25 protein-coding genes are annotated in these 24,722 nt (G+C 42.9%); 7 read left to right on the forward strand and 18 right to left on the reverse strand.

Translation table 11 applies throughout. The annotated features are described in order from the left end of the window. Positions 1-273: 273 nt before the first annotated feature. Positions 274-525 (forward strand): YgjV family protein, encoded by a 252-nt coding sequence (locus R7093_RS14455; RefSeq protein WP_005376619.1) that lies wholly within the window; start codon positions 274-276, stop codon positions 523-525. An 88-nt stretch (positions 526-613) separates the two neighbouring features. On the opposite strand, the gene R7093_RS14460 is transcribed toward R7093_RS14455, so the two are convergent. Together R7093_RS14460 and R7093_RS14465 are read right to left on the reverse strand one after the other, a co-directional pair. Further along, positions 614-895 carry a DUF2218 domain-containing protein gene (locus tag R7093_RS14460; RefSeq protein ID WP_005376622.1) on the reverse strand — a complete coding sequence of 94 codons (282 nt, stop codon included), beginning with the start codon at positions 893-895 and terminating at the stop codon, positions 614-616. 41 nt (positions 896-936) lie between these two features. Continuing rightward, positions 937-2,943: a TonB-dependent siderophore receptor gene (locus tag R7093_RS14465; RefSeq protein WP_047101392.1), complete on the reverse strand. Its 2,007-nt coding sequence runs from the start codon at positions 2,941-2,943 to the stop codon at positions 937-939. Between the two features lie 116 nt (positions 2,944-3,059). Between R7093_RS14465 and R7093_RS14470 the strand changes: the two genes are divergently transcribed. Both R7093_RS14470 and cueR read left to right on the forward strand, forming a co-directional pair. Further along, entirely contained in the window at positions 3,060-4,028 is a 969-nt protein-coding gene (locus tag R7093_RS14470) for a helix-turn-helix domain-containing protein (RefSeq protein ID WP_005382609.1), read from the forward strand. 87 nt (positions 4,029-4,115) lie between these two features. After that, entirely contained in the window at positions 4,116-4,502 is a 387-nt protein-coding gene (gene cueR, locus R7093_RS14475) for a Cu(I)-responsive transcriptional regulator (RefSeq protein ID WP_005376627.1), read from the forward strand. A 42-nt stretch (positions 4,503-4,544) separates the two neighbouring features. On the opposite strand, the gene vctC is transcribed toward cueR, so the two are convergent. From vctC to rbsD, 13 genes are all read right to left on the reverse strand, one after another. Next, on the reverse strand, positions 4,545-5,300 hold the full coding sequence (gene vctC / locus R7093_RS14480; RefSeq protein WP_017635379.1) for an iron chelate ABC transporter ATP-binding protein VctC: 756 nt from the start codon (positions 5,298-5,300) through the stop codon (positions 4,545-4,547). Positions 5,301-5,302: 2 nt separating this feature from the next. Continuing rightward, positions 5,303-6,253: an iron chelate uptake ABC transporter family permease subunit gene (locus R7093_RS14485; protein WP_047101391.1), complete on the reverse strand. Its 951-nt coding sequence runs from the start codon at positions 6,251-6,253 to the stop codon at positions 5,303-5,305. Continuing rightward, positions 6,246-7,181, reverse strand: coding sequence for an iron chelate uptake ABC transporter permease subunit VctD (vctD, locus tag R7093_RS14490; RefSeq protein WP_047101389.1), 936 nt, complete (start codon positions 7,179-7,181; stop codon positions 6,246-6,248). The genes R7093_RS14485 and vctD overlap by 8 nt, the downstream gene beginning before the upstream one ends. A 22-nt stretch (positions 7,182-7,203) precedes the next feature. Continuing rightward, a complete protein-coding gene (locus R7093_RS14495) occupies positions 7,204-8,112 on the reverse strand; it encodes a siderophore ABC transporter substrate-binding protein (RefSeq protein WP_005376635.1) in 909 nt (302 codons plus the stop codon). Positions 8,113-8,275: 163 nt separating this feature from the next. Beyond that, positions 8,276-8,956 carry a Crp/Fnr family transcriptional regulator gene (locus tag R7093_RS14500; protein ID WP_005382613.1) on the reverse strand — a complete coding sequence of 227 codons (681 nt, stop codon included), beginning with the start codon at positions 8,954-8,956 and terminating at the stop codon, positions 8,276-8,278. A 134-nt stretch (positions 8,957-9,090) separates the two neighbouring features. After that, a complete protein-coding gene (locus R7093_RS14505; protein WP_017635382.1) occupies positions 9,091-9,822 on the reverse strand; it encodes a nucleoside phosphorylase in 732 nt (243 codons plus the stop codon). A 10-nt stretch (positions 9,823-9,832) separates the two neighbouring features. Next, complete coding sequence (pnuC, locus tag R7093_RS14510; protein ID WP_047101387.1) at positions 9,833-10,564, reverse strand: nicotinamide riboside transporter PnuC; 732 nt, start codon at positions 10,562-10,564, stop codon at positions 9,833-9,835. A 499-nt stretch (positions 10,565-11,063) separates the two neighbouring features. Then, positions 11,064-12,086: a substrate-binding domain-containing protein gene (locus R7093_RS14515; RefSeq protein ID WP_005373138.1), complete on the reverse strand. Its 1,023-nt coding sequence runs from the start codon at positions 12,084-12,086 to the stop codon at positions 11,064-11,066. Between the two features lie 35 nt (positions 12,087-12,121). Next, positions 12,122-13,039 carry a ribokinase gene (rbsK, locus tag R7093_RS14520; protein ID WP_047101385.1) on the reverse strand — a complete coding sequence of 306 codons (918 nt, stop codon included), beginning with the start codon at positions 13,037-13,039 and terminating at the stop codon, positions 12,122-12,124. Positions 13,040-13,262: 223 nt separating this feature from the next. Then, a complete protein-coding gene (gene rbsB, locus R7093_RS14525; RefSeq protein WP_005373143.1) occupies positions 13,263-14,141 on the reverse strand; it encodes a ribose ABC transporter substrate-binding protein RbsB in 879 nt (292 codons plus the stop codon). Between the two features lie 85 nt (positions 14,142-14,226). Further along, positions 14,227-15,210 carry a ribose ABC transporter permease gene (gene rbsC / locus R7093_RS14530; protein ID WP_005382618.1) on the reverse strand — a complete coding sequence of 328 codons (984 nt, stop codon included), beginning with the start codon at positions 15,208-15,210 and terminating at the stop codon, positions 14,227-14,229. Continuing rightward, the gene (gene rbsA, locus R7093_RS14535) at positions 15,207-16,712 is read right to left on the reverse strand and encodes a ribose ABC transporter ATP-binding protein RbsA (RefSeq protein ID WP_318146715.1); all 1,506 of its coding nucleotides are present in this window, start codon (positions 16,710-16,712) and stop codon (positions 15,207-15,209) included. Before rbsA ends, rbsC begins: the two co-directional genes overlap by 4 nt. A 23-nt stretch (positions 16,713-16,735) precedes the next feature. Next, the gene (gene rbsD / locus R7093_RS14540; RefSeq protein ID WP_005382620.1) at positions 16,736-17,155 is read right to left on the reverse strand and encodes a D-ribose pyranase; all 420 of its coding nucleotides are present in this window, start codon (positions 17,153-17,155) and stop codon (positions 16,736-16,738) included. Between the two features lie 473 nt (positions 17,156-17,628). Here rbsD and R7093_RS14545 point away from each other — a divergent pair, with 473 nt between their 5' ends. Continuing rightward, positions 17,629-19,989 carry an EAL domain-containing protein gene (locus tag R7093_RS14545; RefSeq protein WP_171344894.1) on the forward strand — a complete coding sequence of 787 codons (2,361 nt, stop codon included), beginning with the start codon at positions 17,629-17,631 and terminating at the stop codon, positions 19,987-19,989. Between the two features lie 139 nt (positions 19,990-20,128). Here the strand turns inward: R7093_RS14545 and R7093_RS14550 are convergent, their stop codons facing one another. After that, entirely contained in the window at positions 20,129-20,704 is a 576-nt protein-coding gene (locus R7093_RS14550) for an imm11 family protein (RefSeq protein ID WP_017635389.1), read from the reverse strand. Between the two features lie 857 nt (positions 20,705-21,561). Between R7093_RS14550 and R7093_RS14555 the strand changes: the two genes are divergently transcribed. The 3 genes from R7093_RS14555 to R7093_RS14565 all read left to right on the forward strand — a co-directional run bounded on the left by R7093_RS14555 (position 21,562) and on the right by R7093_RS14565 (position 23,398). Next, complete coding sequence (locus R7093_RS14555) at positions 21,562-22,203, forward strand: murein L,D-transpeptidase catalytic domain family protein (protein ID WP_005373154.1); 642 nt, start codon at positions 21,562-21,564, stop codon at positions 22,201-22,203. 326 nt (positions 22,204-22,529) lie between these two features. Beyond that, the gene (locus R7093_RS14560) at positions 22,530-22,988 is read left to right on the forward strand and encodes a hypothetical protein (protein ID WP_017633653.1); all 459 of its coding nucleotides are present in this window, start codon (positions 22,530-22,532) and stop codon (positions 22,986-22,988) included. 86 nt (positions 22,989-23,074) lie between these two features. Beyond that, positions 23,075-23,398 (forward strand): hypothetical protein, encoded by a 324-nt coding sequence (locus R7093_RS14565; protein ID WP_005373158.1) that lies wholly within the window; start codon positions 23,075-23,077, stop codon positions 23,396-23,398. A gap of 125 nt (positions 23,399-23,523) precedes the next feature. On the opposite strand, the gene R7093_RS14570 is transcribed toward R7093_RS14565, so the two are convergent. Then, the gene (locus R7093_RS14570) at positions 23,524-24,204 is read right to left on the reverse strand and encodes a DedA family protein (protein ID WP_054577812.1); all 681 of its coding nucleotides are present in this window, start codon (positions 24,202-24,204) and stop codon (positions 23,524-23,526) included. A 50-nt stretch (positions 24,205-24,254) separates the two neighbouring features. Further along, positions 24,255-24,692 carry a hypothetical protein gene (locus tag R7093_RS14575; protein ID WP_234499406.1) on the reverse strand — a complete coding sequence of 146 codons (438 nt, stop codon included), beginning with the start codon at positions 24,690-24,692 and terminating at the stop codon, positions 24,255-24,257. Positions 24,693-24,722 lie beyond the last annotated feature (30 nt).

Consider the following 24,722-nt stretch of genomic DNA (forward strand, 5'->3'; position numbering starts at 1 on the left):
TCCCTTACTTTCAATGGTGTTTGAGCTATTAATGTCATCGTTATTATCAATCAACACAATAAGTAAAATTATCAGTAATTCCAGTCCTAAACGTTTGCGTAATCGCTAACCTTCTCTTAACCTTGATTTGAGGCTTTTATCACGGTTTTTCCATTGATATAGTGCGTCCATACAACAAAAAAAGACCATTCGAGGCATGGAGCTTCCTCATTAATCTCAAGATGAGAAGAATTGGTACCGACAAAATTCGGCAGATTTTAAGAGGGTCAAAAAATGGACATGAATATGGTTGAGATTTTAGGTTATGCAGCTTCAATCATGGTCGCTATTTCGCTAACTATGAAAGATATTGTTAAGCTTCGTATCCTTAACTTTATTGGTTGTGCGCTATTTACTGCTTACGGACTAATGATTGATTCTTGGCCTGTAGTACTAACTAACGGTTTTATTGCTTGCGTTAACATCTACTTCCTAGCAAAAATGCAGCAGGAAAAAAAAAGCCTAGAGCCTGAGAAAGCGCAATAGCATTCAAACAATAAAAGCCCGCAAATCATAAGATTGCGGGCTTTTGCTTTTAACATTCCCTTTCTATCACAGCATCCTTAAACGAGCGCTAACGAACCCAGCTAAGTGCTAGTGTTTCTCGACGAGAAAACATGTCCACATGCGATGAAATGATCGCCTTCACCGTATTCAGTTTCTCTTCTGAATCCGCCTCACAGGTTATAGTTAAGCTAGATGCACAAAGGTTAAACTCAGCTTTTCCCGTCGGAAATGTCACCAAACCGCTATTTTCATTCCAAGTAGCAGGAACTTTTCGTCCAAAATGCCGACAAAGCGTCACTAAGTATTTGTCAGCATGTTCGCTATCTATTCGGGTGCTTTCTTTAATCATGAACTTACTCGTTACTTTGAAACGTCCTATGAAGAACCTTGTTAGAATTGATAAGCTGCAGAGAGCTTGAAGTTGCGACCCGGCTCGTAGTCATCAAGCGTGAAGCCACGTGCAGTCCCCGAACGAGACGCATGAGAGCTGTACAACTCGTCAAATACATTATCAATACCAAAGGTCACCGACAGCCCATCAATATCAGACGGCACCCATTGAGCGTATAGATTATGCACATCATAACTTGCTTTCTTTGGCTGACCATCAAAGACGTTGTCTTCCTCTAGAACAAACATTGAGTTCCACCCGAAGATCGTTTCTAAAGCGTCTGACTGGTAATCCAAAGTTAGAGCAATGCTATCACCCATATCAATGCTACGCCCATTGCCCCCAGCAACAGGACCACCAGTATTCTTGTTTTTGGTGTCCGACTTAGAGTAAGAAAGTTTGCTGTTAAACTTGTCGTAACCATAAGAAGCACTTGCTTCAAAGCCTTTAATCTCAACATCACCTAAGTTGTAAATCAGGTAAGTTTGAGTCGCGTTTTGGTACTGTTCTGCAATGTAATCATCAATTTCCGTTTTGAATACCGTAATATTCGCCCCAAAGAAATGCTTATCAAAGGTTTTATCAAAACGAACACCACCCTGCGTGTTCAATCCCGTTTCTGGCTTTAACCCATCCTCTAAAAATGCAACGTCTTGGTAAGCAATAAAGGTTTCCATTAGCTCTGGACCTTTAAATAGAGAGCGTGCACTCGCAAACAACGTCCAATCTTGCGTCACCGCCCATTCTGCTGCTAGAGCCCAAGTCACATCATCATAATTACTGTTTCCTGTCTCAGCTTTGCGTTTGTAATCATCAAAGCGCATACCTGCAGTAATAAAGAAGGCATCAGAGAAGAAGAACTGATCTTCTACAAACAGTGCGGTTGAAATCGCCGATTCGTCCATAAACTTACGACTACCGTAGTAACTCGAAGACGTTTTATCCATGTAGTCGAAGCCATAAGTGACTCGATTATCAAACTCACCTAACATAACATCTGACTGGAATTTGCCATTCAAACCAAAGTTTTGGTTTTTGGCGGTGTTCTTTGATAAACGGTTCGAGGGCCAACGAGGCGCCATCACCGTTTCGTCACGTTTAATTTCTGTCTCGGTATTATAAAGAGTGACGTTTCCTTGGTGTTGTTCGCCTCGCAACTCATAACTCAAGGTAACGGTATCGCGGTCATAATCCGTAGGGATAAGTAACTTGCTCGAAAGGCTATTATTTGCACTACCCGACATATCAGGACGCGGACTGTAATCTCCACTGTCTCGGTACATGTCATAAGAGAGCTCAAAACGATGGATGTCATTTAGTTCATACCCCAGCTTAGCCAGAATGTTGTAAACATCACCTGCAGCACCATAGGTTTTATTGCCATCACCATCTTCAAAATCATCACGCGTAACGTAATGGCCATAGACCATCGCATCAATGTTTTCGGACAAAAGTCCGTACAGTGTCAACGAACCTTGTTGGTTGTCGTTGGATGCATAGCCGCCATAAACACGCGCACCAAACTTTTCATCGTAACGAAGTAAGTCACGAGCGTCTTTCGTTTCAAAGTAGACCGAACCGCCTAACCCGTTTTGAGTCACAGAGTTATTACCTACCTGAATGTCCGCAGATTTGAGAATGTCAGGGTTCAACGTCAAGTTACCAATATGATGGAACATGCTCGCATGCTGAGAAGCACCGTCAAGACGAATGTCCAAATCGGTTTCGCTCAAACCACGAATCGTAATACGTTGATTCACAGAGTGTGTGCCACCAACATCCACACCGGGAATATCGCGCAGTAAATCAGACATATGATCCGCTTGCTTCAGTGACATGTCGTCCGCAAACATCGACTCAGTGTTGCTGGAAACTTTCGTTCCCCATACAACGACCTCTTCAAAATGTGACTCAGTATCTTGAGCTAAAACAGGGGTTGATAGCGCCATTCCCACTGCAAGGCAAAGGCTTGAAAGCTTGATAGGTGAACAAGCAGGGCTTTCCATAACTTAACTCCTAAATATTAATGATAATAATTCTCAGGTATAATAAGCATGAGTTTTATAAATACAAAGGCGATTCGGTTATGCGAAATCGCACAAGTGTTATGAGGAAGTGTCAAATGCAGGAAGTCACAACAAAACGAACTAAAATTGCCAAGATAGCTTTAACCCAAAGACTAGAGGCGACAGAGAAACAATGGATTGTCACGCAAGGCCAACCTTGTCAAACTCAACTGGCCGAAGGTAAGTTCCTATCATATCAGTACAATGATCAAATTTTTGTTCATGGCGGGCGTTGTCTAGAACTTATTGATTCGAATATTGTTTCTACTGCACACGCCTCACTGCTGGTCACTATTCTTTTAGAAGGTAGACTCTCGTTTGGCTACGACGATTTGCAATTTGATTTAGACGCGAGCGACGGCCCTAAGGGTGTAGTGGTGAACTTACTCAAACCTGCAAATTTTCGTCGTTCACTGCTCAAAGATAACCTCATTAATAAGATCAACATATTGGTTAAGCCCCAATGGCTAGAGGCCCGCCTTGAGCAAAATTGTAGTCATCGAGCCTTTTTTAACTCTCATCAGGCGTTTCAACAGTTGGAGCCTAACCAGACGCTATGCGAGCTGGCCGAAACGTTAACAAATAGAGAAACACCGCAAGAGTTCCAAGAAAAGCTAGAGGTCGAAAGCTTGATCTATCAAATATTACATCAAGCCACCAAGCAAATTCCTAAGAATTTCAGTGCTAAAAACAGCAGTATTGAACGACACATTGATGGTCGAATTGAGGATATTGTCAGCTATATTGAAACTCACCTTGATCAAGAACTACGCTTGGAAAAGTTGGCGAGCCAATTCTCAATGAGTGTTTCAAACCTGCAGCGTCGATTTAAACAATCACTTAATATGACCATAAACGGCTACATTCGTTTTCGACGTCTTGAGATTGCTAGGCAACATTTGGAACGTGGCCTAGTGACGATAACAGAAGCCGCCTATGAAGCCGGATACCACCACCCTTCTAACTTCACTTATGCCTTTAAAAAGGCATTTGGTGTGCCACCACATGAAGTGATTAAAGAGTAAGGGGACTCTAGGTAACTGACTGTTATTTAGGAGTGTCTTATCCACAACATCGGTATATACTCGCCTTAAACGTTATGGAGGTTAAACATGAATATTGGTGCCGTCGCGAAGCTCACTGGGCTTTCATCTAAGTCGATTCGATTATATGAAGACAAAGGGATCATATCTCCACCAGCGCGTAGCGACTCTGGCTATCGCGAATATTCAGATAATCATATTCAAGAGCTTAACTTGGTATCACGCGCAAAAAGCGCAGGCTTTTCGTTGCAAGAATGCAAAGAGTTCGTACAACTTGCTCATAACCCCAATCGCAAAAGTAGCGAAGTAAAAGCAAGAACCATGGACAAACTGAGAGAGGTTGAAGAAAAAATTGCACACCTCATGGAGATCAAAACGCAACTTGAAGGTTGGGTTTCTTCTTGTCCTGGAGATGCAGAGAGCCGATGCCCAATCATAGACGAGCTCACCAAGTAAGCCCGCCTATCTATTGATCTCGTTAAAAACGAACTAGCTCGCTTAATGATAAGTACACATGCGCTTACCGTTTAACTCTATGATGTTAAATGGCGTTTCATAGATGTCCTCTAGCGTAGATGCTTGAATCACCTCTTCAACCGCACCACTCGCCACAACCTTGCCTTTCTTAAGCGCCAATATGACATCTGAGTAACACGCCGCGAAATTAATATCATGAATCACGACCACCATAGCTTTATTCATGTCATGGGCTAACTGCTGCACAACTTTCATGATCTGAAGAGAGTGTTTGATATCTAAGTTATTAAGAGGTTCATCAAGAAAGACATAATCTGTATCTTGTGCAATCACCATAGCAATAAATGCAAGCTGTCGCTGACCACCACTTAATTCATCCAAGTATTTGTCTTGAATATCTTGCAAATCTAAGTAGTCGATCGCTTGTTCTATGACCTCATGATCTTCTTTAGTCAGATTTCCTTTAGAGTATGGGAAACGACCAAAAGAGACTAACTCTTTTACGGTAAACCGCATTGTAATCGAGTTAGCTTGGCGAAGTACTGCCAGTTTTTTCGCTAGCTCTTTTGTGTCCCATTCCGCGATTTCCTTGCAATCAATGATAACACTACCGCCATCTCGCTCCGTTAAGCGCGAGGCCATAGATAACAGCGTGCTCTTTCCCGCGCCATTTGGACCGATAATCGATGTTACCTTGCCCTTTTCAAACTGAGTATTGGCCTCGTCTACGACTTTGTTTGAACCGAAAGCCTTCGTTAATTTGTCTATTACTATCATATTTATACAACTTTGTTTTTCAGCAGCAGGTATAAGAAATACGCACCGCCGATAAAGTTAATTACGACACTCAACGTCGTCTCAAAACTGAACACGTTTTCGATTATCCATTGCCCAGCAAGTAGTGAACTGATGGATAGAAACGAACATCCGACCAATAGCGTTTTATGTTGGTAACTTCGGAACATTTCTCGGCTTAAGTTGGTCACTAGTAAACCAAAGAACATGATTGGCCCTACCAAAGCCGTAGAAATAGCAATCAAAACCGCCGAGATAATAAACACATTTCTCGTCACTTTAGGTACATCAACACCCAAGCTTTTCGCATTGTCTTGGTCGAGCCAAAACACATCTAAAGTGCTATGCATCCTAAACAACAACCAACATGCAAACATCAAAGCCGGAGCACTAAAGTAAACCAAGTTCACTTTGACATTATTGAAACTGGCGTACAGTTTCGACTGAACAAATGCATATGTGTTTGGGTCCATCAGCAAAGAAAAGAATGACGCCGCATTGGAAAATAGCTGACCAAAGATCAAGCCGACCAATAGCAACGTAATCAGGTTCTTGCTGCCTTTTGAAAAGTAAAACCCAAACAGCAGTAGCGAAAACGACACCATTACAATGACTGCAATCGCGAAATTGACGTACAAGTTAAGCACCAAGGTACTCAACCCACCAAAAATCAACACGATCAATATTTGGGTTAACACATACAGCGCATCAAAACCCATGATACTTGGCGTTAAAATTCGGTTGTGCGTAATGGTTTGAAATACAAGTGAAGACTGAGCAATGGCCACACCCGCTAGCACTATCGCCAATACTTTAGGAACTCTACGAGACAAAAAATATTGGTAGTTGTCAGCCGTTAGCCCAATACCAATAAACAGACACGCGAAAAGAATCGCAATGCCACCTAGCATCAGGATCTTCGTTGAATCACGCATGTTGCTTACCTCGCAACAACATAGCAATGAATACCACGCCACCCAATATGCTGATCACGATAGAGATTGGCATTTCATGAGGGAAAATAATTAAACGACTCACCAAATCGCAACACAACACTAAAATGGCCCCATACATGGCCGTAAGCGGAATGTTCTTTTTGAGGCTATCGCCATAAAAGTGACTCACGAGATTCGGTACAATCAGCCCCAAGAATGGCAACTGGCCAACAATCATCACGACACTTGCTGACATGATGGACACCAATAGCACGCCAATCGTCACAACCTGCTGATAATTCAAACCCAAGTTAATCGCGAAATCTTTTCCGATACCTACGGCAGAGATCCTTGCGGCAAAAAGATAGCTGAGGATAACCATTGGTACCGCGATGTACAGCAGTTCAAAATCACCACGCAAGATGTTGGCGAAGTTTGCGACTGTCCAAGCATTCAGACTTTGAAGTGCATCATATTTGTAAGCGACAAACGTAGTCATGGATTGGATGACATTGCCGAAAATAATCCCGACAAGAGGCACAAAAACCACGCTCTTAAATTGAATGCGCTGAATAAAGAAAACAAACGCTAGCGTCCCAAATACCGAGATGCCGAATACGAGCCAAAGGTGATTATCATTACCAAAGAAAACCACGCTCAGTACGTAGCCCAACATGGCACATTCGATCGTACCGGTTGTAGAAGGTGCAGCAAATCGGTTCTGGCTGATTTGCTGCATGACAAGTCCCGCAATACTCAAGCCAGCACCAGCAAGCAGTATGGCAAATAAACGTGGTATACGGCTGGTAAAGAAAAGCTCTAATGCTTTCTCATCACCTGAAAAGAGTTGTTGGGGCGTCATGTTTGCCACCCCAACAAATAACGAAACCGTGCTTAAAACCACAAGGGTTAGCAATAACTTCTTCAAAGTTAACCTCTGCTATCTTGGATTACAGTTCAACGGTTTGCTTTATCTCACTGACCATTTTTTCTGTTGCTGTCACACCAGACATCGACAAGTACCACGCGTCCACATCTAAATAAGTGATTTTATGATTTTTATATGCCGCAGTAGCTTTGACTAAGTCGTTATCCATGGATTTACGAATATCGTTATCCGGCGTACCTGTCAGAGAATTTCGGTCAACCACGAGAATATTTTTCGGGTTAGCTTCACGAATAAACTCATAAGAAATGACATCTCCGTGAGTGCCCGTTTTCACGTGCTCAACCGTTTCCAAGAAGCCAAAGTCGTTATAAATGACGCCAAATCGCGACTGGGCACCAAACGCGCTGATGTTGTCACCCATGCTCAAAATCGTTAATGCATCATTTTTGTTCGATTGGTTGTAGTCACGGATTGCTTTGAATTGAGCATCTAGCGCTTCAATTTTCTGCTCTACTTTTTCTTCGATATTAAAGATCTTACCAATATTGCGCCATTGCGCTTGCGTGCCTTCCCAATAGCCTTGGTTCTCTTTCGCCGCAAAAACAACTGTAGGGGCAATTTCACTCAGCTCTTCATATTTCGCAGACGCTCGCGGACCAACCAAAATCAAATCCGGTTTTTGCATGTAGATGGTTTCAAAATCAGGTTCAAACAAACTACCCGCAGAGGTGTAGTTATCTTTGCTGTATTTTGAAAGGTAACTAGGAAGATTAGAAGAGTTAGATACTGCAACAGGATCGATACCAAAGTTGTCCAACGCATCTAGCGGGCCAAAGCCAATCACAACCACACGCTCTGGGGATTGTTCTAGCTCTGTTTGACCCATGTAGTGGTCAATCACAACTTTAGCAGCGAAAGAAGGAGAAACAGTAAATAACGACAGCATAGCCGCACCAACGAATTTTTTCATTTTGTTAAGCCTTAATGAGATCTATTATCATACGCGTTCGCAATATAACGCTACTCTTTAATGCATTCAACAAAATTTAAGGTACTTTACATTAGTTACGTTTACTCAAGACTTAGATATATCAAAGACTTATAAAACCCATCAGTTCCAATACCTGGGCGTATCATTCATGCGCTTCAATAAACGCTTTGAGTGCCAGCTCATCAATAATCTCCAAACCGTTGTCCGTTTTTGTAATCAATCCCTTTTCAATCAAGTCCTTAACTGCACGTCGATAGACTCGGCCTGAGGTACCAAACCGCTCAGCCTCTTGGTTCACTTTATCAAAACCACCAAGCAACTTATCCGTCTGATTACGGACGAGAAGATCATAGGCAATGTTGTAAGTAATGGGATGCAACAAACGATTAGTGTAGATATCCATGGAGTCTTGATAATCCTCAGCCAATGCTGAAGCGAAGAACACCATCATTTGGGGATGATTTTGCAGTGCTTCGGTTAGTTTTTGGATACAGATAACATCAACCTGCATATGTTCATCTGCTATCACATTCCATTGACAAGGAGTCTGAGTGAAGAACTCCATTTCACCATAAATATGATAGTCGCAGTTAGCTTCCCCTAATTGAAAACGTCGTCCATTTGCGGCCAATATGTTCATCGAGACTCGACCTACTGGCACAACATACAAGTACTGAAGTTGCTCACCTTGGCGGAGAATTGCTTCCCCAGCATCAAAGTAACGCGAATTTATTTGGCATTGATAAATCAAATCGCGAAAGGTGGCACTCTTTTCTTCAAGGTATGTTTTGAAGCGACCAGTCGGATAAGGGCTGATTTTCATTTTCTGCTCTCTCAGAAAAAGTTACGGACAACTATTTAAGGTGGATTGTACCCCGTAACTCCAAATAAAAAAGCGACAGTGAGCTGTCGCTTTACATCTATTCTGTTTATGTGACTTACTGAGATAGAGACTGGCTAACGCTGAGCAACCAAGGCTTCTAATGCCGTAATCGCGGCACTCTTCTCACCTTGCATCATTACTTTGGCTTCATCAACGTACTGACCAACACCTTCTTTCACATCTTGTTGATACAGCACCACGTTGTTTAATATCGAAGCCACATGAAGGCCTCGTAGTCGACCGACCGTAAACAGCGCAGAGGTTTCCATATCGGCACCTAAGATGCCTTTCTTGTTCCAATGTTGGCATATTGCATCTTCGTCATCGGTATAGAAACTGTCGTGAGAACGCACCACACCAAAATGATAATGCACTTTTTGCATCGACAAGTAACGCTCAACTTCCTTTAACAGTGAAAAGCTTGCGTAGGCTGGATAAGACGAATCGACATACGCTTTAGAGCCGCCCTCATCTCTTACCGCGCCTTCGGCAATGATCAACTCGCCAAGGTGAATGCCTGATTGCATTGCCCCCGCCGATCCAACACGTACCACATGAGTCACACCGCACTGTTTTAGCTCTTCCACTGCGATGATCATCGATGGCGCACCTATACCTGTACTACACACTGAAACAGGCTTGCCTTTGTAGTTGCCGGTAAACACACGGTACTCGCGGTTTTCCGACACCATTTCTGCATCATCAAATAATGCCGCGATACGATTCGCTCGATCTGGCTCGCCGCATACAATAACGAGGGGAGCGATTTGTGTTTCATCCACTCCGATATGAGGTTGTTTGGCCATTTTTCGTTCCTTACGCAGCAGCGTGCGCTAAGGTTTTATCGCCATTGCGCTTAGCGCTACGAGCCCACTCACGCGTGCCATTGGCAGCGATGAACATAAGAATCGCGTACTGAACAGACATTGCGTAAACACCTTGCGTCGCGTAGATACCCACACTGATAATATTAATCACGACCCATAGAATCCAGTTTTCGACGTATTTACGTGTCATCAGAATTTGTGCAACAACAGAAAGTACTGTCATGGTCGCATCCCAGAACGGAAACGCGTCAGGTTCAAGCACCGGTTCAGCCAAGCCAGCACCAAAGAGATTCAAGCTATCAACAGCAATGTTTGCTAGCGCAAAGAAAAATGGGTCGATATAGATCCTTAATAATGCGATACATGCAACGCTAATAGAGGCAGTAGTAATAAGTTTCTGTTTATTTAACCAGCGAACCTCCAGCGTTTCACCTTGTGCGTTTGGACGAGTCCACGCATACCAGCCGTAAATGTTCGCACAGAAGAAAAACAATTGAAGAAGCAATAATCCGTATAACTGAATTTGAAAAAAGATAACGGCAAAAAGCGTGACATTCAGCAAACCGAATAAGTAGTTGATGGTTTTTTCTTGGCTGGCAAACCAAATGCAAAGCAGTCCAAAAACGGTACCGAAAGCTTCGATCCAACTCATTGCGTAGCCGTCGCCAATCGGAATGTTAACGAGAGTATTATTAATATCGAGTAAGGCAAAGAGGTCCATAACATGTCCTTTATTATTTTGTTTGGAATACGCTTATATTAGAGCGTGATCCCCAACAAAAAGGAGGACATTTGTCCTCCTCTTGATGCACTCGATCATAATTCAGTTCAATGTTTACTTGAAAGCAATAAATGATGCTATTGAACGGTGTTGGAAATAGACGTGCCTATGAGTCCAAGCCTAGATAGCGTTTTTTGAATGCAGAAGCTGATGCAAATAAAGCTGACGCCAAAAGTGTAATAATAAAGCCAATTGCGTACTCAAATGCTTCATTAACCAGTAGCTGATAGCAGCTCACAAAAAAAATCAATACAACTGTAATAACATTAACTCGGTGAAACCAAGGGTGTTTTACAGATAACTTAGCGTAACCTTTTGATAACATTTGACTAATCCGCCAGACAACAATTAATAGTTTTATTTATAATCAACGACGATAGTAAGGCTTTATCGTATAAAGAGAAACGACTTTTTTAATTTTTTAGCTCAACATCACACGTCATTCAGTGAGGTTTGACTTTAACCTCTTGACGCTTTTTCGTTCCACTAGAGTCGGCTCTAATTGTACGACCTGTGCCTCTGTTGATTTTTCATCCAACTTTCGGACAAGAGTCTCAACGGCAGCCTGCCCCAAACGGTACTTAGGCTGATGAATGGTAGTTAGCGATGGCGACATAAATTTCGCGATATGGATGTCATCGTAACCAATAATGGATAGGTCGTCCGGCACTTTAATACCGAGCTCATTTGCGGCGTTAATCACACCCATCGCCATCATATCGTTAGAGACGAAAATCGAGCTGGGTAATGCGCCACGCTGAGCCATTTTTTTGAACGCTTGATACCCACCCTCACATTCGAAGTCAGACTCAATGATCCAATTGGCATTAAATTCCAAGCCAGCTTCGTTCATTGCTCGCTTATAACCTTCGTATCGCATTTGCGCTTGGTGTTTAATCAAAGGGCCAGTGATGCACCCAATTTCGGTATGGCCGCAATCAATTAAGTATTTCGCCGCTAAGTAACCGCCACGAAGTGAGTTGTCTTGGATTTTATCGCTTGTAAATAGCATCGGCCCCCAGTCCATTACCACAACTGGGATATCTGGGTAACGCTCAAATACATCGATACGCTCTCCTTCTAGCGACGAGCACATCAAGATCAAACCATCGACACGCTTTTGCAATAGCGTATTAATGGATTGACGCATACGTTCGTTATCACCCTCGGTGTTACATAAAATGAGGCTGTAGCCTTTTTGGTAGCAGCTGCGCTCTACGCCTTTTACGACTTCGCCAAAGAATGGGTTGGTTGAGGTTGTCACGAGCATACCAATGGTTTTGGTACGATTGACTTTGAGGCTACGCGCCAACGCAGAGGGCGCGTAGTAGTTAAGCTCTTTTGCGGCATTGTTAACGCGTTCAGAGATCTCTTCGCTCACAAAACGCGTCTTGTTAATAACATGGCTCACTGTTGAAGTGGAAACCCCTGCCAGTTTTGCGATGTCTTTCATCGTCGCCATGTTACTACTCCTATTTTAATGAGGCGTTGTGCGCCTTATTGTTCAGCGAGAAACGCGTCCACCTCTTCGCGGGTTGGAATCGACGTTTGCGCGCCAAAGCGGGTCACAGAAATTGCAGCCGCCGCATGTGCAAACTTAATCGCTGATTCTAAAGGTAAATCTTCTAGGAGACCAGTGACGAATGCCCCATTAAATGTATCGCCCGCTGCGGTAGTATCCGTCGCTTCAACGCGGAAACCCGAGATGATTTCGCCTCGACCGTTTTGGCTTAACCAAACGCCTTTTGCACCGAGTGTGATCATGACGATTTCTATACCTTTACCATGTAGCACATTCGCCGCTTCTTGCGCGCTTTCGTTGTCTGTTACAGTAATACCTGTCAGAACTTCAGCTTCCGTTTCATTTGGTGTAATCACGTCAATGCAAGACAGTAATTCATCTGACAGTTCGCGAGCTGGCGCTGGGTTCAGAATGACATTGGTTTTGGCATCTTTCGCTACACGTGCAGCTTTCTCAATGCCGCACATCGGCGTTTCCAATTGCATTAGCAAGTAATCTGCTTGGCGAATACGCTCTAAATCTGGCTCAATCGCTTCTGCTGTCAGTTTGGCGTTTGCTTCAGCTGAAATGCAAATGCTGTTCTCACCACTGTCCGACACTTGAATCATCGCGATACCTGTCGGGCAATTTGGCTGCATCTTCACACCAGTGATATCGATGCCGTCCATTTTGAAGTTTTCGCGAATGTTAATGCCGAATGAGTCGTCGCCCACACAAGCGATAAAACCTATGTCTGCATTTAATCGCGCCGCCGCGACGGCTTGGTTGGCACCTTTGCCACCTGGGATAACTTGATAGTTGCGACCATGCAGCGTCTCGCCTGGGCGAGGGAAAGAAGGCACTTGAAGAACATGGTCAGCGTTTACACTACCTAACACCACTAACTTATTCATACGGTTATCCTCGGTTCTGAATGAACCCTTTTTAAAAACTGTTTAGGAAAATACATTAGATGACTTTAACTTCTCTTCCTGACGAAGGAGTCTCGATAAAAAGCCAAAGGCATCTATACCCCACACTTTGCAGTATTTTGGGTAAATTTGCCCTCACCTCCTAAACGACAGATATAAACGGAGGAGAGAGCAAAAATTAGGATGATTTATTGGAACTTGAAACTTACTTAGTGACTACTTTTAGTGGTACTGGGATGTACTCTTCTACTTCTTCACCTTTCAAAACTTTGTCAGCCGTTTCAACACCTAAAGCACCGATAAGGTCTGGTTGCTGAGCAATAGTTGCCGCTAGTTTGCCACGGTTAACTGCTGCAATGCCGTCTTCCGTACCATCAAAACCAACGATAACGACATCTTTGCCAGAAGCTTGAACTGCGCGAAGTGCACCTAGCGCCATTTCATCATTCTGTGCAAATACCGCTTGTACATCCGGGTTAGCCGCTAGCAGGTTTTCCATTACGTTTAGACCTTTTGTGCGGTCAAAGTCAGCTGGTTGGCTAGCAAGAAGATCCATATCGCTGCCCTTCACGGCATTCATAAAGCCTTCACCGCGCTCACGCGCTGCCGATGTGCCCGCAATACCTTCAAGTTGAATGACTTTTGCTTTTTCGCCGACTTTTTCCATGATGTAGTGGCCTGCCATTTCACCACCAATTACGTTGTCCGACGCGATGTGACTCACAACTTCACCACGGCTTGCACCACGGTCTAATGTCAACACAGGGATCTTAGAACGGTTCGCCATACGAATTGCATTAGACACTGCATCAGAATCCGTTGGGTTGATAAGAATTGCTTTTACGCCGCGAATACTTAAATCCTCGATGTTCGACAGTTCTTTACTCGGGTCATTTTGCGAGTCCAGTACAATTAAGTCGTACCCCAATTCTTTCGCTTTTGCTTCCGCACCGTCTTTCATCGTTACGAAGAACGGGTTGTTTAGCGTCGAAACCACAATCGCCATGGTATCTTGAGCTTGCGCCGCTACCGATACGGTTGAAGAAAGAAGTGCAGCAGAGATAAGAGTTGCAAGTTTTTTCATCGTTCTAGTCCTTTGTGTAGGGTGAGCCAGTACACGTCCCCTGACTCGGTTTGTATTCACTGTTATATATACAGATTGTTATGAATTACTTGTTTTTGTTGTCTACCAATACCGCAAGCAAGATAACCACTGCTTTTGCAATCATTTGGTAGTAAGAAGAAACATCAAGTAGGTTAAGTGCATTGTTCAAGAAACCGATGATCAGCGCACCAATCAAGGTACCCATGATACGGCCTTTACCGCCCATCAAGCTGGTACCGCCAAGAACAACCGCTGCGATAGCGTCTAGCTCGTAGCCCATACCCGCTGTTGGCTGCGCCGAAGAAAGACGAGACGTTACAATAATGCCTGCAAGCGCTGCTAACATACCGCAGATGGCGTAGACACCAATCTTCACTCGGTCTACATTGATACCTGATAGGCGAGTCGCAGACTCATTGCCGCCTAGTGCGTAAACATAGCGACCAAAGCGCGTGTGGTTTAGTAAATACCAAGCCGCAGCGAACACAACCACCATTAACCAAACAGGAACTGGAATGCCTAGCGCGTAGCCAGTACCAAACCATGCGAACGCATCCGCGGTGTCAGTAAAGCCTGTCGAGATTGGACGACCTTCGGTGTACACCATGGTCACACCGCGTAGTAACGTCATGGTAACCAGCGTAGCGATAAATGCCTGCACCTTACCCTTCGCAATAATGATACCGCTGATCGCACCTAACGCTGCACCTGCGACTAAAGCAGTTGGAACCGCCACTAGCACCGGAACCTCAAGCGCAATCATGCTTGCCGCAAAGGCACCACACAATGCCAATACCGAACCAACACTTAAGTCGATGCCTGCTGTTAAAATAACTAATGTCATACCCACTGCGATAATGGCATTCACGGAGGTTTGACGAAGAATGTTGAGAATGTTGTCGACCGTAAAAAAGTTCGGGTTCAAAAATGATACAACAACGATCAGAAAGATCAAAGCTATCAGTGATTTTTGCTCAATCAGCCACTCTTTTGTGAACAACTTCTTGTTGCCAGTTTCGGTTGGTTTGCTCATGGTATTCGTACTCATGCTGCTTCCTCATTGATCTCTTTGCCTACGGCACAGGCGAGTAATTTTTCTTGATCGGCGTCTTTCGCATCAAATTCGCCAGTGATACGACCTTCATGCATCACTAAAATACGGTCGCTCATGCCGAGCACTTCAGGCATCTCGGAAGAAACCAAGATGATGCTCATGCCTTCGGCCTTAAACTTGTTGATGAGCTGATAAATCTCTTTTTTTGCTCCGACATCAACACCACGTGTTGGCTCATCCAGAATCAGAACTTTAGGTTTCGTCATTAACCCTTTCGCAATCGCAACTTTTTGCTGGTTACCACCAGATAAGTTGCCGATGATTTGATCTCGCGTTGGGGTTTTAATGTTGAATAACTTAATAAAATCTTCCACTGCAATCACTTCGTCGCTGTGTTGAATCTGGAAGCCTTTGGTCAGCTGGTTTAGCGAACAAAGTGACATGTTCTCCTTAACTGAAAGACCTAAAACCAAACCATCGCCTTTGCGATCTTCAGAGATGTAAGCGATACCATTTGCCAAGCCATCTTGCGGGCTAACCGGGTTAATAGTTTTGTTGTCAAGATTGATAACACCATGCTCACTAGGTAATGCGCCGTAAATGACTTTCATGAGTTCAGTGCGGCCTGCGCCCATCAAGCCAGAAATTCCGAGAATCTCACCGCGCTTGAGAGTAAAGCTCACATCCTGAACGCCAGACCCAGTCAAACCAATGACTTCAAGACAGGTTTCGCCATGTTGGACATCAATACGTGGATATTGCTCTTCTAATTTTCGGCCAACCATCATTTCAATTAGGCCATCTTCATCAGTGTCGGACACCTTGCACTCACCGATAAACTTACCATCACGAAGCACTGTAATATCATCACAGATTTCAAAGATTTCTTTAAGACGATGCGAAATGTATACGATGCCGCATCCTTGCTCGCGGAGCTCATTAATCACTTTAAACAGTGATTCCGTTTCGGTATCGGTCAGTGCGTCCGTTGGCTCATCCATAATGATGACTTTCGACTCAAACGAAAATGCCTTTGCAATTTCCACCATTTGTTGTTCACCAAGGCTTAAATCGCCAAGCAATGTTTTTGATGAATGCTTTACATTGAGACGTTTTAAAAGCTTGTCAGCTTCGTCATACATTTTGCCCCACTGGATACGCCCTAAGGAGCCGGTGAACTCTCGTCCCAAGTAAATATTTTCGGCAATCGTCAGTTCAGGAATCAGGTTCAGCTCTTGGTGAATTATGCTAATACCAGCTTCCTGTGAATCGCGTGGACCTTTAAAGGCCGCCGGCTGACCTTGATATTGAATGCTCCCCGCATCCATGTGGTAAATGCCTGTCAACACCTTCATTAACGTTGACTTGCCTGCTCCATTTTCACCCATCAGCGCCATAACACGGCCTGGATAAACATTCAGGCTTGCTTTGTCGAGTGCTTTTACGCCCGGAAACGCCTTCTCAATTTCGCTTAGTTGTAGAATGGCTTGAGTCATAATCTGTCCTCAATATCTCTGGCTTAAAAAACCACGCCCGCTTGGAAAATAACGTTCGCATATGGCGAGCATTCGCCGGTTCTTACGATAGCGCGACTTTGGGCCGTGCGTGCTTTAAACGCTTCATGTGACACGTAGCTCACCTCAATAGATTTGCCCGTCTCTTCACTCTCTTTGCTCAGTTCGTTGAGCAACGCTTCATGCAAAACTGGGCTTGCATCAGAGAACTCTTCCGCAATGATGACCCCTTCGATTTGGGACTCAGATAGAATTACGCGAACAGTATCAAGAAAACTTGGTACCCCATGCGTTAGCGCCAAATCGATTCGCTGAACATGCTCTGGGATTGGTAGACCAGCATCACATATCGTGATCTCGTCGGTGTGGCCTAGCGTCGCCACCAAGTAAGAAATATCTGAGTTAATTAGGGTACTTTTTTTCATCTCATCGACCTTTCGGTTACACGTTCATACAACCATGAGCGCCTGTCTTAAAGTGTTTTCGTTATTAACAGAAAACTCATCGAAACGTTTCGATGAAATAATAATTCGTCATCGCAATTTGACCAGTGTGAGATCGATAAGGTGTGAGAATGATCTGTAATTCAATTGTCATTGAATAGGAAAAGTGCACTTGAGTCACACTTTACCATCGAAACGTTTCGATGATGGTATTTCCCTGTCATTACGGTTAGGTTTTATACAGGGAGGAAGGAAAAGAGACGTCCAACTACTGAGAAAACCTCTAGTTAATAAGCTCGAAACCTTTCACGTCATCACAATTCTTAGATAGCTGCCTGATTTTGGAGAACGCTCACCTTACAATCTGGTTACAATTTGCCAAAACACATCATCCGTTCAGTACCTTACCTGGTACGCGACGTTTGTAGGGACACAAACGGAAACTAAGAACCATAATGAAGTTAAGCAATAGAGTCATTTTGCTTGTCGCGCCAGTGATCTTATTAAGCGCGTTAGTATCTAGCTATATTATTTATAGCATTCAAAAAGTGACGCTCATCAAGCGGGAAGACAGCTATATTCAGTTGCAGATGGAAAAGCTCGCCGGGCAGTTTCGACAAGCGAATATTTTTCTTAATAGCTATGCCTATACGCTCAGTAAAAGTGATGTATTACAAGACTATTTGGTTAATCATAACAACCCCTATCGTGAGCGAGTCTTGTTTAATCGATTAGACGAGACCGCTGAAGTATTAAGCCATGGTTACAAAGGCGATGCGAGCATGGCGATCCTCGACGGCAAACAAAACCTTCTCTACTACACAGAAAACAAATATTACGAATCATCGGGCGTGGTCGACCCAAAGGTATTAGAGTACATATCACGAAGTTTCAATGAGAGAGAGGCTTTCAGTCACACTGGCTTTATTTATAACTCCAGTGGACAAAGCATTCTTCTTCAATATGAGGTCGTCGACAAAAGAACGGGGACTCACCCTTTGAGCTTTGACTCGAAAAATGTGTTTTTTGTGGTAGTTTCCGTATCACTTGAAGCCTTTAACGAGATTAAGCATGACATCGAGTTTGACACGCACAGCGTGATTACTTTCGCCGACAAACCCATTTATCTTGATATTCCTCTCGCTCAAACCATTGAGCTGCTGCCGCACTTTTATGCCGTGCTTTCTCCTGCCGAATATTTAATGTGGAATAAAGTCGATAAAGTGTGGCTAGAACTTGCTTTCTCCTTTGGCGTAGCGGCGTTTTTCACTATCACATTAATCATTTTGGTGTTGTACCGCTATGTGTTGCGCCCTGTTTCTCGCCTTGATAAGCAGCTGAACGAACTTGAATCTAATCAACGTGACAATATTGAAAAGCTAGAAACAAACGATGAAATAGGACGCCTCTCTGCACGCTTTTTTGATATGTATGAGGAACTTAATGTCATCTATAAAAAGACAAAACGCCTAGCTGAAACGGATCACCTGACGCAACTCGCCAATCGCCATCGTTTTCATGAGCTTGCAACTCGTGAACTTATCTCCCCTTCGCAGTTTCTGTGGGTTGTTTACGTCGATCTTGATAACTTTAAATACGTGAATGATAAATACGGGCATGAATTGGGAGATAACTTATTAAAAGTGTTCTCATCACACATCAAGGATGCTTGTCAAAAGTTATCGCACGATTACAACAGCCCCTGCTTTGCCGCCAGGTTATCTGGTGACGAATTTGCAATTTTGCTGAGCTCAAATCAAGAGGTAAAACGCTTGCCTGATTTGCTTGCATCAGAGTTACTAAAACCGATTAGTAATCTCAGTTCATCTTGGAGTAATTCATTTCCCGTTACGGCAAGCGTAGGTATTGCACAATATCCTCAAGACGGTACTGACATCGCGAAGTTACTCTCCAGTGCCGATGCGGCTATGTATCAAGCAAAACGGGCAGGGAAAAATCAATACGCCTATTATTCAGCCGCTCTCAATATTGAGTCTCAAAGACGAAGTCAACTTGAACGTGCGCTCCGAAAAAGCAATGTAGAGGAAGAATTTCACCTCGTTTTTCAACCCTATATGAACAATCGAAACAACGAAATTGAGGGGTTAGAAGTCTTGTTGCGCTGGGAAGCCGAAGGTATCGGCCCTATCCCTCCAAAGGAGTTTATTCCAATTGCAGAGCAAGCCGGATTATTTGATAAAATTGACCGCTGGGTTTTCGCCAATGCAACGGCGGAATACTATCAATTAAGGAATATTTTCGGTAAGGATATTGTTCTTTCGGTCAATCTTTCATCAGCAGAGCTAAACTCGATAGAAATGGCAAACTACATCCATGAACAAGCGACACTGCACAGTGTTAAACCAGAATGTATTGAGATAGAAATAACCGAAACCTTTGCCGCAGAACAACAAGGCACGGCTCTACTTGATGAGCTATCAAAACGTGGCTACCGTCTTGCAATTGATGACTTTGGTTCTGGTTACACATCGTTAACTCAGCTCGTTCAGTATCCGGTTCAAAAAATCAAATTTGATCGAGAGTTCCTCGTTACATTGATGAACACCAACAACGGCCATGTGATCAAACCTATTATTGAGCTATGCCATGCCCAAAATAAAACGGTTACAGCAGAAGGTATTGAACACAATATGATGCATGAATGGCTATCGGCATACCGCTGCGACTATATGCAAGGCTATTTATTTGGCAAACCAATGACTAAAGAACAATTGAGCTTGTGGTGGCAATCGGCAAATGACGACAGTCGATTTGATGCGTCCATGGTCAGCTCAATTAGGGTTTCAAGAACATAAGTTAAGGGGAGAAGTACAGCAGTCACAACTGTGGCGGCTGTATTTAGCTGTATATGAGCTTCATTGATAGATGCTCAGCTTTTGTTCCCCCATACCTATATCTATGACTTTAGTTGAGTAAATTACTATTTATTCGTTTTTAAACCAGCACTTCCTTGAAATCCAAACCGGTCAAATTCAGCGCTTTGACGCTATCGTACAAGCCACCTTTTTTGTCCGTGCAAAACGTTCTGAGCCCAGCACCTTTTACTCTGAACAAGTCAGACTCATTAACGGCTTCTCTATTCAAAACGAGTTTCTTAAACGGTCTAGCACGACTTAGCTTACCATGACGAAGATTATACTCGGTAGCAGAGGTATCAATGGCATCAATTTGAGTGACAATGTTTAATGCTCGCCAAGGCTTTCCTTGTAGATTTAATGGTAAAAATTCGACATTCTCGCTCAACACATCGAGCTTATCCGCAATAGAAGCGGATACAGCAAGAGTAAAAGATCCCCATGCTGCAATATCAGGCCTGGGCAATGGCTTTTCACCCATAACGTCTAACCATTCAATATCAATACTTTTCCAACTGGCTTTAACAGACTCTCCATAGAGTTGGATAGGTTTGCTTGCCGTTACTTGAAGAGACATTTCCAATGGCGACTCTTGCAACATTGCAAAATCATTAACATTGGGAGTGACAATAAACACTTTATTAAATGCTGTCATAACCGTCCTTAAATAAATTTGAGCGCTTTTCTTAATGAGACGAGCGCTTTCACACCAAACCAAACCAAACCAAACATAATAGATAGAGTTTACTTTCATGTTCAAAAATTTAATGAATTAATATCTGGCGTTCTTATCTTTTAATTTCTAAGTTTTATTATTTATATATTTTAATCCACACGATAGAATTATTTTTTCAATTTTTACTATGTACCTTCCTTATGTAATCGAATAAGTTAGAGAATAAACAATAGCACGCATCACTTCACTTTTGTCGAGCTCATCACTCTCACTTAAACGATACATTCACAAGTTCAATTTTTGTACGACTTAGACTTAGCTTTGTCAATCGTGAATTAAAAACAACCGATTCACCGCTGTTTTACTACCTTTTCTTACCACCCTGTTGTTTATTCATACATTATAAATGCATTTATACACATAACGATTCGGCGTTACGATTTGTTACGAGTTAAATCACAAACTTTTGAGGTATTGGATAAAGCGTAGAAAAAGAAAACACATTGAAATAAAAAGAGTTTCTAAAGTACGAAAAATAAAACGCCGTTTTTATAAATTAGCAACTTCACAAATATCCTTAAACACAGTTTTATTAATTACATATATCAGATATTATTTACGCCGAAGTTTATAGAAATCATCGTTAAACTTCATATTTTTTATAAGTTTCAATTAGTTAGTTTTTAACTCGAAAACTTATCGTCAACCCAATATCAAGCACCTAAGCGTGCAATAAGAAACATTGGGAATAGAATTATATTGATGTGCATGTTGTTTTAACGAATGCATGAAGCAATCGGTAAATTTGTAACACCATAGAGTTTTATTTAGCCAAGATGAAAAAGTTAATTTTATTATTTACATGTGCGCTGTTGTCTGTCTCACCTTTTGCTTTTGCAAAACAATCAGATAACGAACCCAGGGATCATTTACGACCAAAGCAAGTTGAACATGTGTTTAAACAAGCCAAGCTAGATGGCATAGTAGACTTTAAGTTGTTCAGTGACGCTTACATCGCTTATCAGAAGACACCCGATAGAAAGAAGTCGGTACTAACGATCATCGACTATAGTAAACCATCAACTGAAAAGCGTTTTTATGTGGTTGATTTAGATAAAAAGAAGCTAATCTACAATACGTATGTTTCTCACGGCGTGAACAGCGGAAAGAAAACAGCGACACAGTTTTCAAATGTCGTGAACTCGCGAAAAACATCATTGGGCACTTTTTTGACTGATACCACTTACTACGGCTCAAATGGCTATTCACTTCGATTAGATGGGCTAAGCTCTGGATTAAACGACAAAGCTCGCGAGCGTTACATTGTCGTGCACGGTGCCGATTACGCAAACCCTTCCTTCATCAAGAAGAATGGATACCTCGGACGCAGTTGGGGTTGCCCTGCTTTGCCAGAGAAGTTGTCTCGCGAGATCATTGACACCATAAAAGGCGGCAGCGTTATTTACGCAAGCGCATAATATCGATGCGACACATATGGGGAAGAAAAAGAAGATTCTATTTCTTCCCTAGTAATAATCCTGTTAGCTTAATCGTCCTGTGCAACGACTCTCTTTCCATTTTCGCTTACTCGAAAGCGAAAATTATTGTGTTATTCGCTGATATACCTAAGTGCGATCAGAAAACTCTGTTCATCCCCCTTCCATCTCGTTAGTATACGCTGAGTTGATCAGACACTGGCTTTCATCGTTATCATAGTTCCACTAAGATTCCTTAATCATGGTGGGTAACTGTGGCTTTATATGTTTAGGGTTACTTCTTGCGTTATCTACACCGTATATTATTGATGCTTTCTTTGTCCCTGCTCTCAGGGCTCATCACAGCTTCATATGCGCATGAGTGGCACCACACCAAACATTACACTTCCGAGCGCCTACTTAAACTCTCTCAACAGGACGATTTTGAGCTAGCACACACTGATTTTCATGCCTCAGCTTCTCTGAGCTCTTGGGGTTCAGAAAGTTACTACCTACATATAAAGCGCGAGTTGTTCGGGCTTGTCTCCTGTCGCCGAACATCAGCTACTGATGGCGTTTTATCATCAGATTTTACTCCTGATTATTTTTTACTTATTGCTTTCTCTTCTCCACCACTACTGGAGTTGGCAAAACAAGCATCTCGCTTACCTCTAGACAGTTATGGCGGACTCATGAGTCAACGCTCTCTTTATCGCCTCTCAGGAAGAAAGGAAGCGAACTTAATGTACGTCTTTACTCATGGTCGCAACGCCTTCTCTGTTGTTTAACTTTTTATGACATACAGAGAACACGAAAATGTAACGATAAGAACCAATATGCTCATTGTTACTAGAACCAATTTGAGGTCCATATAATGACAAGAATCGCTACAACCATCGCACTAGCATTACTATTTGCAGCGGGCTCAACCTTAGCAAACACAGAAACTAAGCCAGAAGAAATGAGTAACGACACTCTGTTAGAGTGTGCCAACGTTTCTAACGCACGTATTGCAGTTCCGGAACACAGAGCGATGTTCAGACACTACTTAATGTCTGAGAGAGACTACAGCTTTGACCAGCTATCGTCTGCCGAACTTGAATTTAAAGCAGCAGATAAGAATGAGTCTGAAGTAGAGAACATCTACAAGTCTCAGTGCAAAGAAGTTGGCGAATACCTATATAGCATTGGCTATTAAATTCGAAACCCTAACGACACTCAAAAAGAAAGGCGCAATGTATGCGCCTTTCTTTTTACTGACAAAAACCTGTCGATTAGATGTCTAATCTGCATACAAGCTTAAAAGTGCAAATCAAAGTAAACTTATTGGGAAAACTCTGACACATCCTTGGGTTTACAGGTCGCTCGACGTGCTTTAACAAACAAGAAACTAAGCACTCCAATCACAAGAGTAATTATTGGTGCCGCCATTAATAGCATTGTGATTGCTTTGCTCATATTTTCTGGTAGCAAAGGAAGTAATGAACCAAAACCGCATAATATCAGCGTCCATAAAATCGCACTCAGCCACGCAAAGTAATGGAATTTACTAATACGTTTCACTCGCAACCCCATCATTAATGGCAATAGGGAACGAACAACCGGAATAAACCGCGCGCACAAAAGCGCAACCAATCCATGTTTACTGAGTAATACGTCGACTTGTTCCAAACGCTTTTGAGGAACCGCACTCACCCAGCCTTGAACCTTAGGTAAGCGATTTAGCCACTTGCCTTGTAAATAAGCCGCCCAACTTCCCAACCCCGCACTAACAGCTATCACCAACATGATCATAATTGGGTCAAGGACGCCAACCGCCGCCAGCGTACCGGATAATACGACGACACTGTCGCATGGGAAAGGTGCAGCAGGAATAAAACCACTTTCCAAAAAGATACTCACAGCAACAACAAAATAAACCAAACCTGCACTGCCTGGCGCCATTAACGCCGTGAAATCTTGATGCCAAAAAGCACTCAAGACCTGAATGATCGAATCAAACATAAACCGCTCCTAAGCATAATTAACCAAAAGTTGCAAAAACATGGAATGTGTTAGCGAGCATGTATAAAGCGGTATATGAAATTCGACTCTTTTCTCACGCCGATTCTGTATTTAGAGTGAGTAAAAATACTTTCAATACAACAACCTAAAGCCTCATTACCGATGCGTTTTAGCCGCTTCATCGAGTAAATTGCCGAACGATGCGCCCACCATGCTACATCAAGCATTTCAAACCATTCGGGTTCTACATCGTCGTTCGAGCTCATTTCCTTAGCATGGCTAACCCTCAATACATTCCGGCTGTTTAAACTCGGAAAGTCTTGCTGTATTGAAGAGATGGGATGTTCTGAAAAGTGCTTCGACTTAGCGTCAACAGCGATATTCTGGTTATGAACGGAAAGAAAATTTGGGTGTGAGTACGCAAGGCTCATGCTCGGAGCCAACAAGCAGAAAAGTAGTCCGAGTAAAGCAATCAGAGTCGTACGCACAAAGGTAACCAGAACCAAAATGATAAGTTC

The organism is Vibrio sp. 1580 (genome assembly GCF_033340055.1).

Coding starts and splice junctions, on each gene's coding strand:
- R7093_RS14455 (WP_005376619.1), top strand. CDS start 274: ATGGACATGAATATGGTTGAGATTTTAGGTTATGCAGCTTCAATCATG.
- R7093_RS14460 (WP_005376622.1), bottom strand. CDS start 895: ATGATTAAAGAAAGCACCCGAATAGATAGCGAACATGCTGACAAATAC.
- R7093_RS14465 (WP_047101392.1), bottom strand. CDS start 2,943: ATGGAAAGCCCTGCTTGTTCACCTATCAAGCTTTCAAGCCTTTGCCTT.
- R7093_RS14470 (WP_005382609.1), top strand. CDS start 3,060: ATGCAGGAAGTCACAACAAAACGAACTAAAATTGCCAAGATAGCTTTA.
- cueR (WP_005376627.1), top strand. CDS start 4,116: ATGAATATTGGTGCCGTCGCGAAGCTCACTGGGCTTTCATCTAAGTCG.
- vctC (WP_017635379.1), bottom strand. CDS start 5,300: ATGATAGTAATAGACAAATTAACGAAGGCTTTCGGTTCAAACAAAGTC.
- R7093_RS14485 (WP_047101391.1), bottom strand. CDS start 6,253: ATGCGTGATTCAACGAAGATCCTGATGCTAGGTGGCATTGCGATTCTT.
- R7093_RS14495 (WP_005376635.1), bottom strand. CDS start 8,112: ATGAAAAAATTCGTTGGTGCGGCTATGCTGTCGTTATTTACTGTTTCT.
- R7093_RS14500 (WP_005382613.1), bottom strand. CDS start 8,956: ATGAAAATCAGCCCTTATCCGACTGGTCGCTTCAAAACATACCTTGAA.
- R7093_RS14505 (WP_017635382.1), bottom strand. CDS start 9,822: ATGGCCAAACAACCTCATATCGGAGTGGATGAAACACAAATCGCTCCC.
- pnuC (WP_047101387.1), bottom strand. CDS start 10,564: ATGGACCTCTTTGCCTTACTCGATATTAATAATACTCTCGTTAACATT.
- R7093_RS14515 (WP_005373138.1), bottom strand. CDS start 12,086: ATGGCGACGATGAAAGACATCGCAAAACTGGCAGGGGTTTCCACTTCA.
- rbsK (WP_047101385.1), bottom strand. CDS start 13,039: ATGAATAAGTTAGTGGTGTTAGGTAGTGTAAACGCTGACCATGTTCTT.
- rbsB (WP_005373143.1), bottom strand. CDS start 14,141: ATGAAAAAACTTGCAACTCTTATCTCTGCTGCACTTCTTTCTTCAACC.
- rbsC (WP_005382618.1), bottom strand. CDS start 15,210: ATGAGTACGAATACCATGAGCAAACCAACCGAAACTGGCAACAAGAAG.
- rbsA (WP_318146715.1), bottom strand. CDS start 16,712: ATGACTCAAGCCATTCTACAACTAAGCGAAATTGAGAAGGCGTTTCCG.
- rbsD (WP_005382620.1), bottom strand. CDS start 17,155: ATGAAAAAAAGTACCCTAATTAACTCAGATATTTCTTACTTGGTGGCG.
- R7093_RS14545 (WP_171344894.1), top strand. CDS start 17,629: ATGAAGTTAAGCAATAGAGTCATTTTGCTTGTCGCGCCAGTGATCTTA.
- R7093_RS14550 (WP_017635389.1), bottom strand. CDS start 20,704: ATGACAGCATTTAATAAAGTGTTTATTGTCACTCCCAATGTTAATGAT.
- R7093_RS14555 (WP_005373154.1), top strand. CDS start 21,562: ATGAAAAAGTTAATTTTATTATTTACATGTGCGCTGTTGTCTGTCTCA.
- R7093_RS14560 (WP_017633653.1), top strand. CDS start 22,530: ATGCTTTCTTTGTCCCTGCTCTCAGGGCTCATCACAGCTTCATATGCG.
- R7093_RS14565 (WP_005373158.1), top strand. CDS start 23,075: ATGACAAGAATCGCTACAACCATCGCACTAGCATTACTATTTGCAGCG.
- R7093_RS14570 (WP_054577812.1), bottom strand. CDS start 24,204: ATGTTTGATTCGATCATTCAGGTCTTGAGTGCTTTTTGGCATCAAGAT.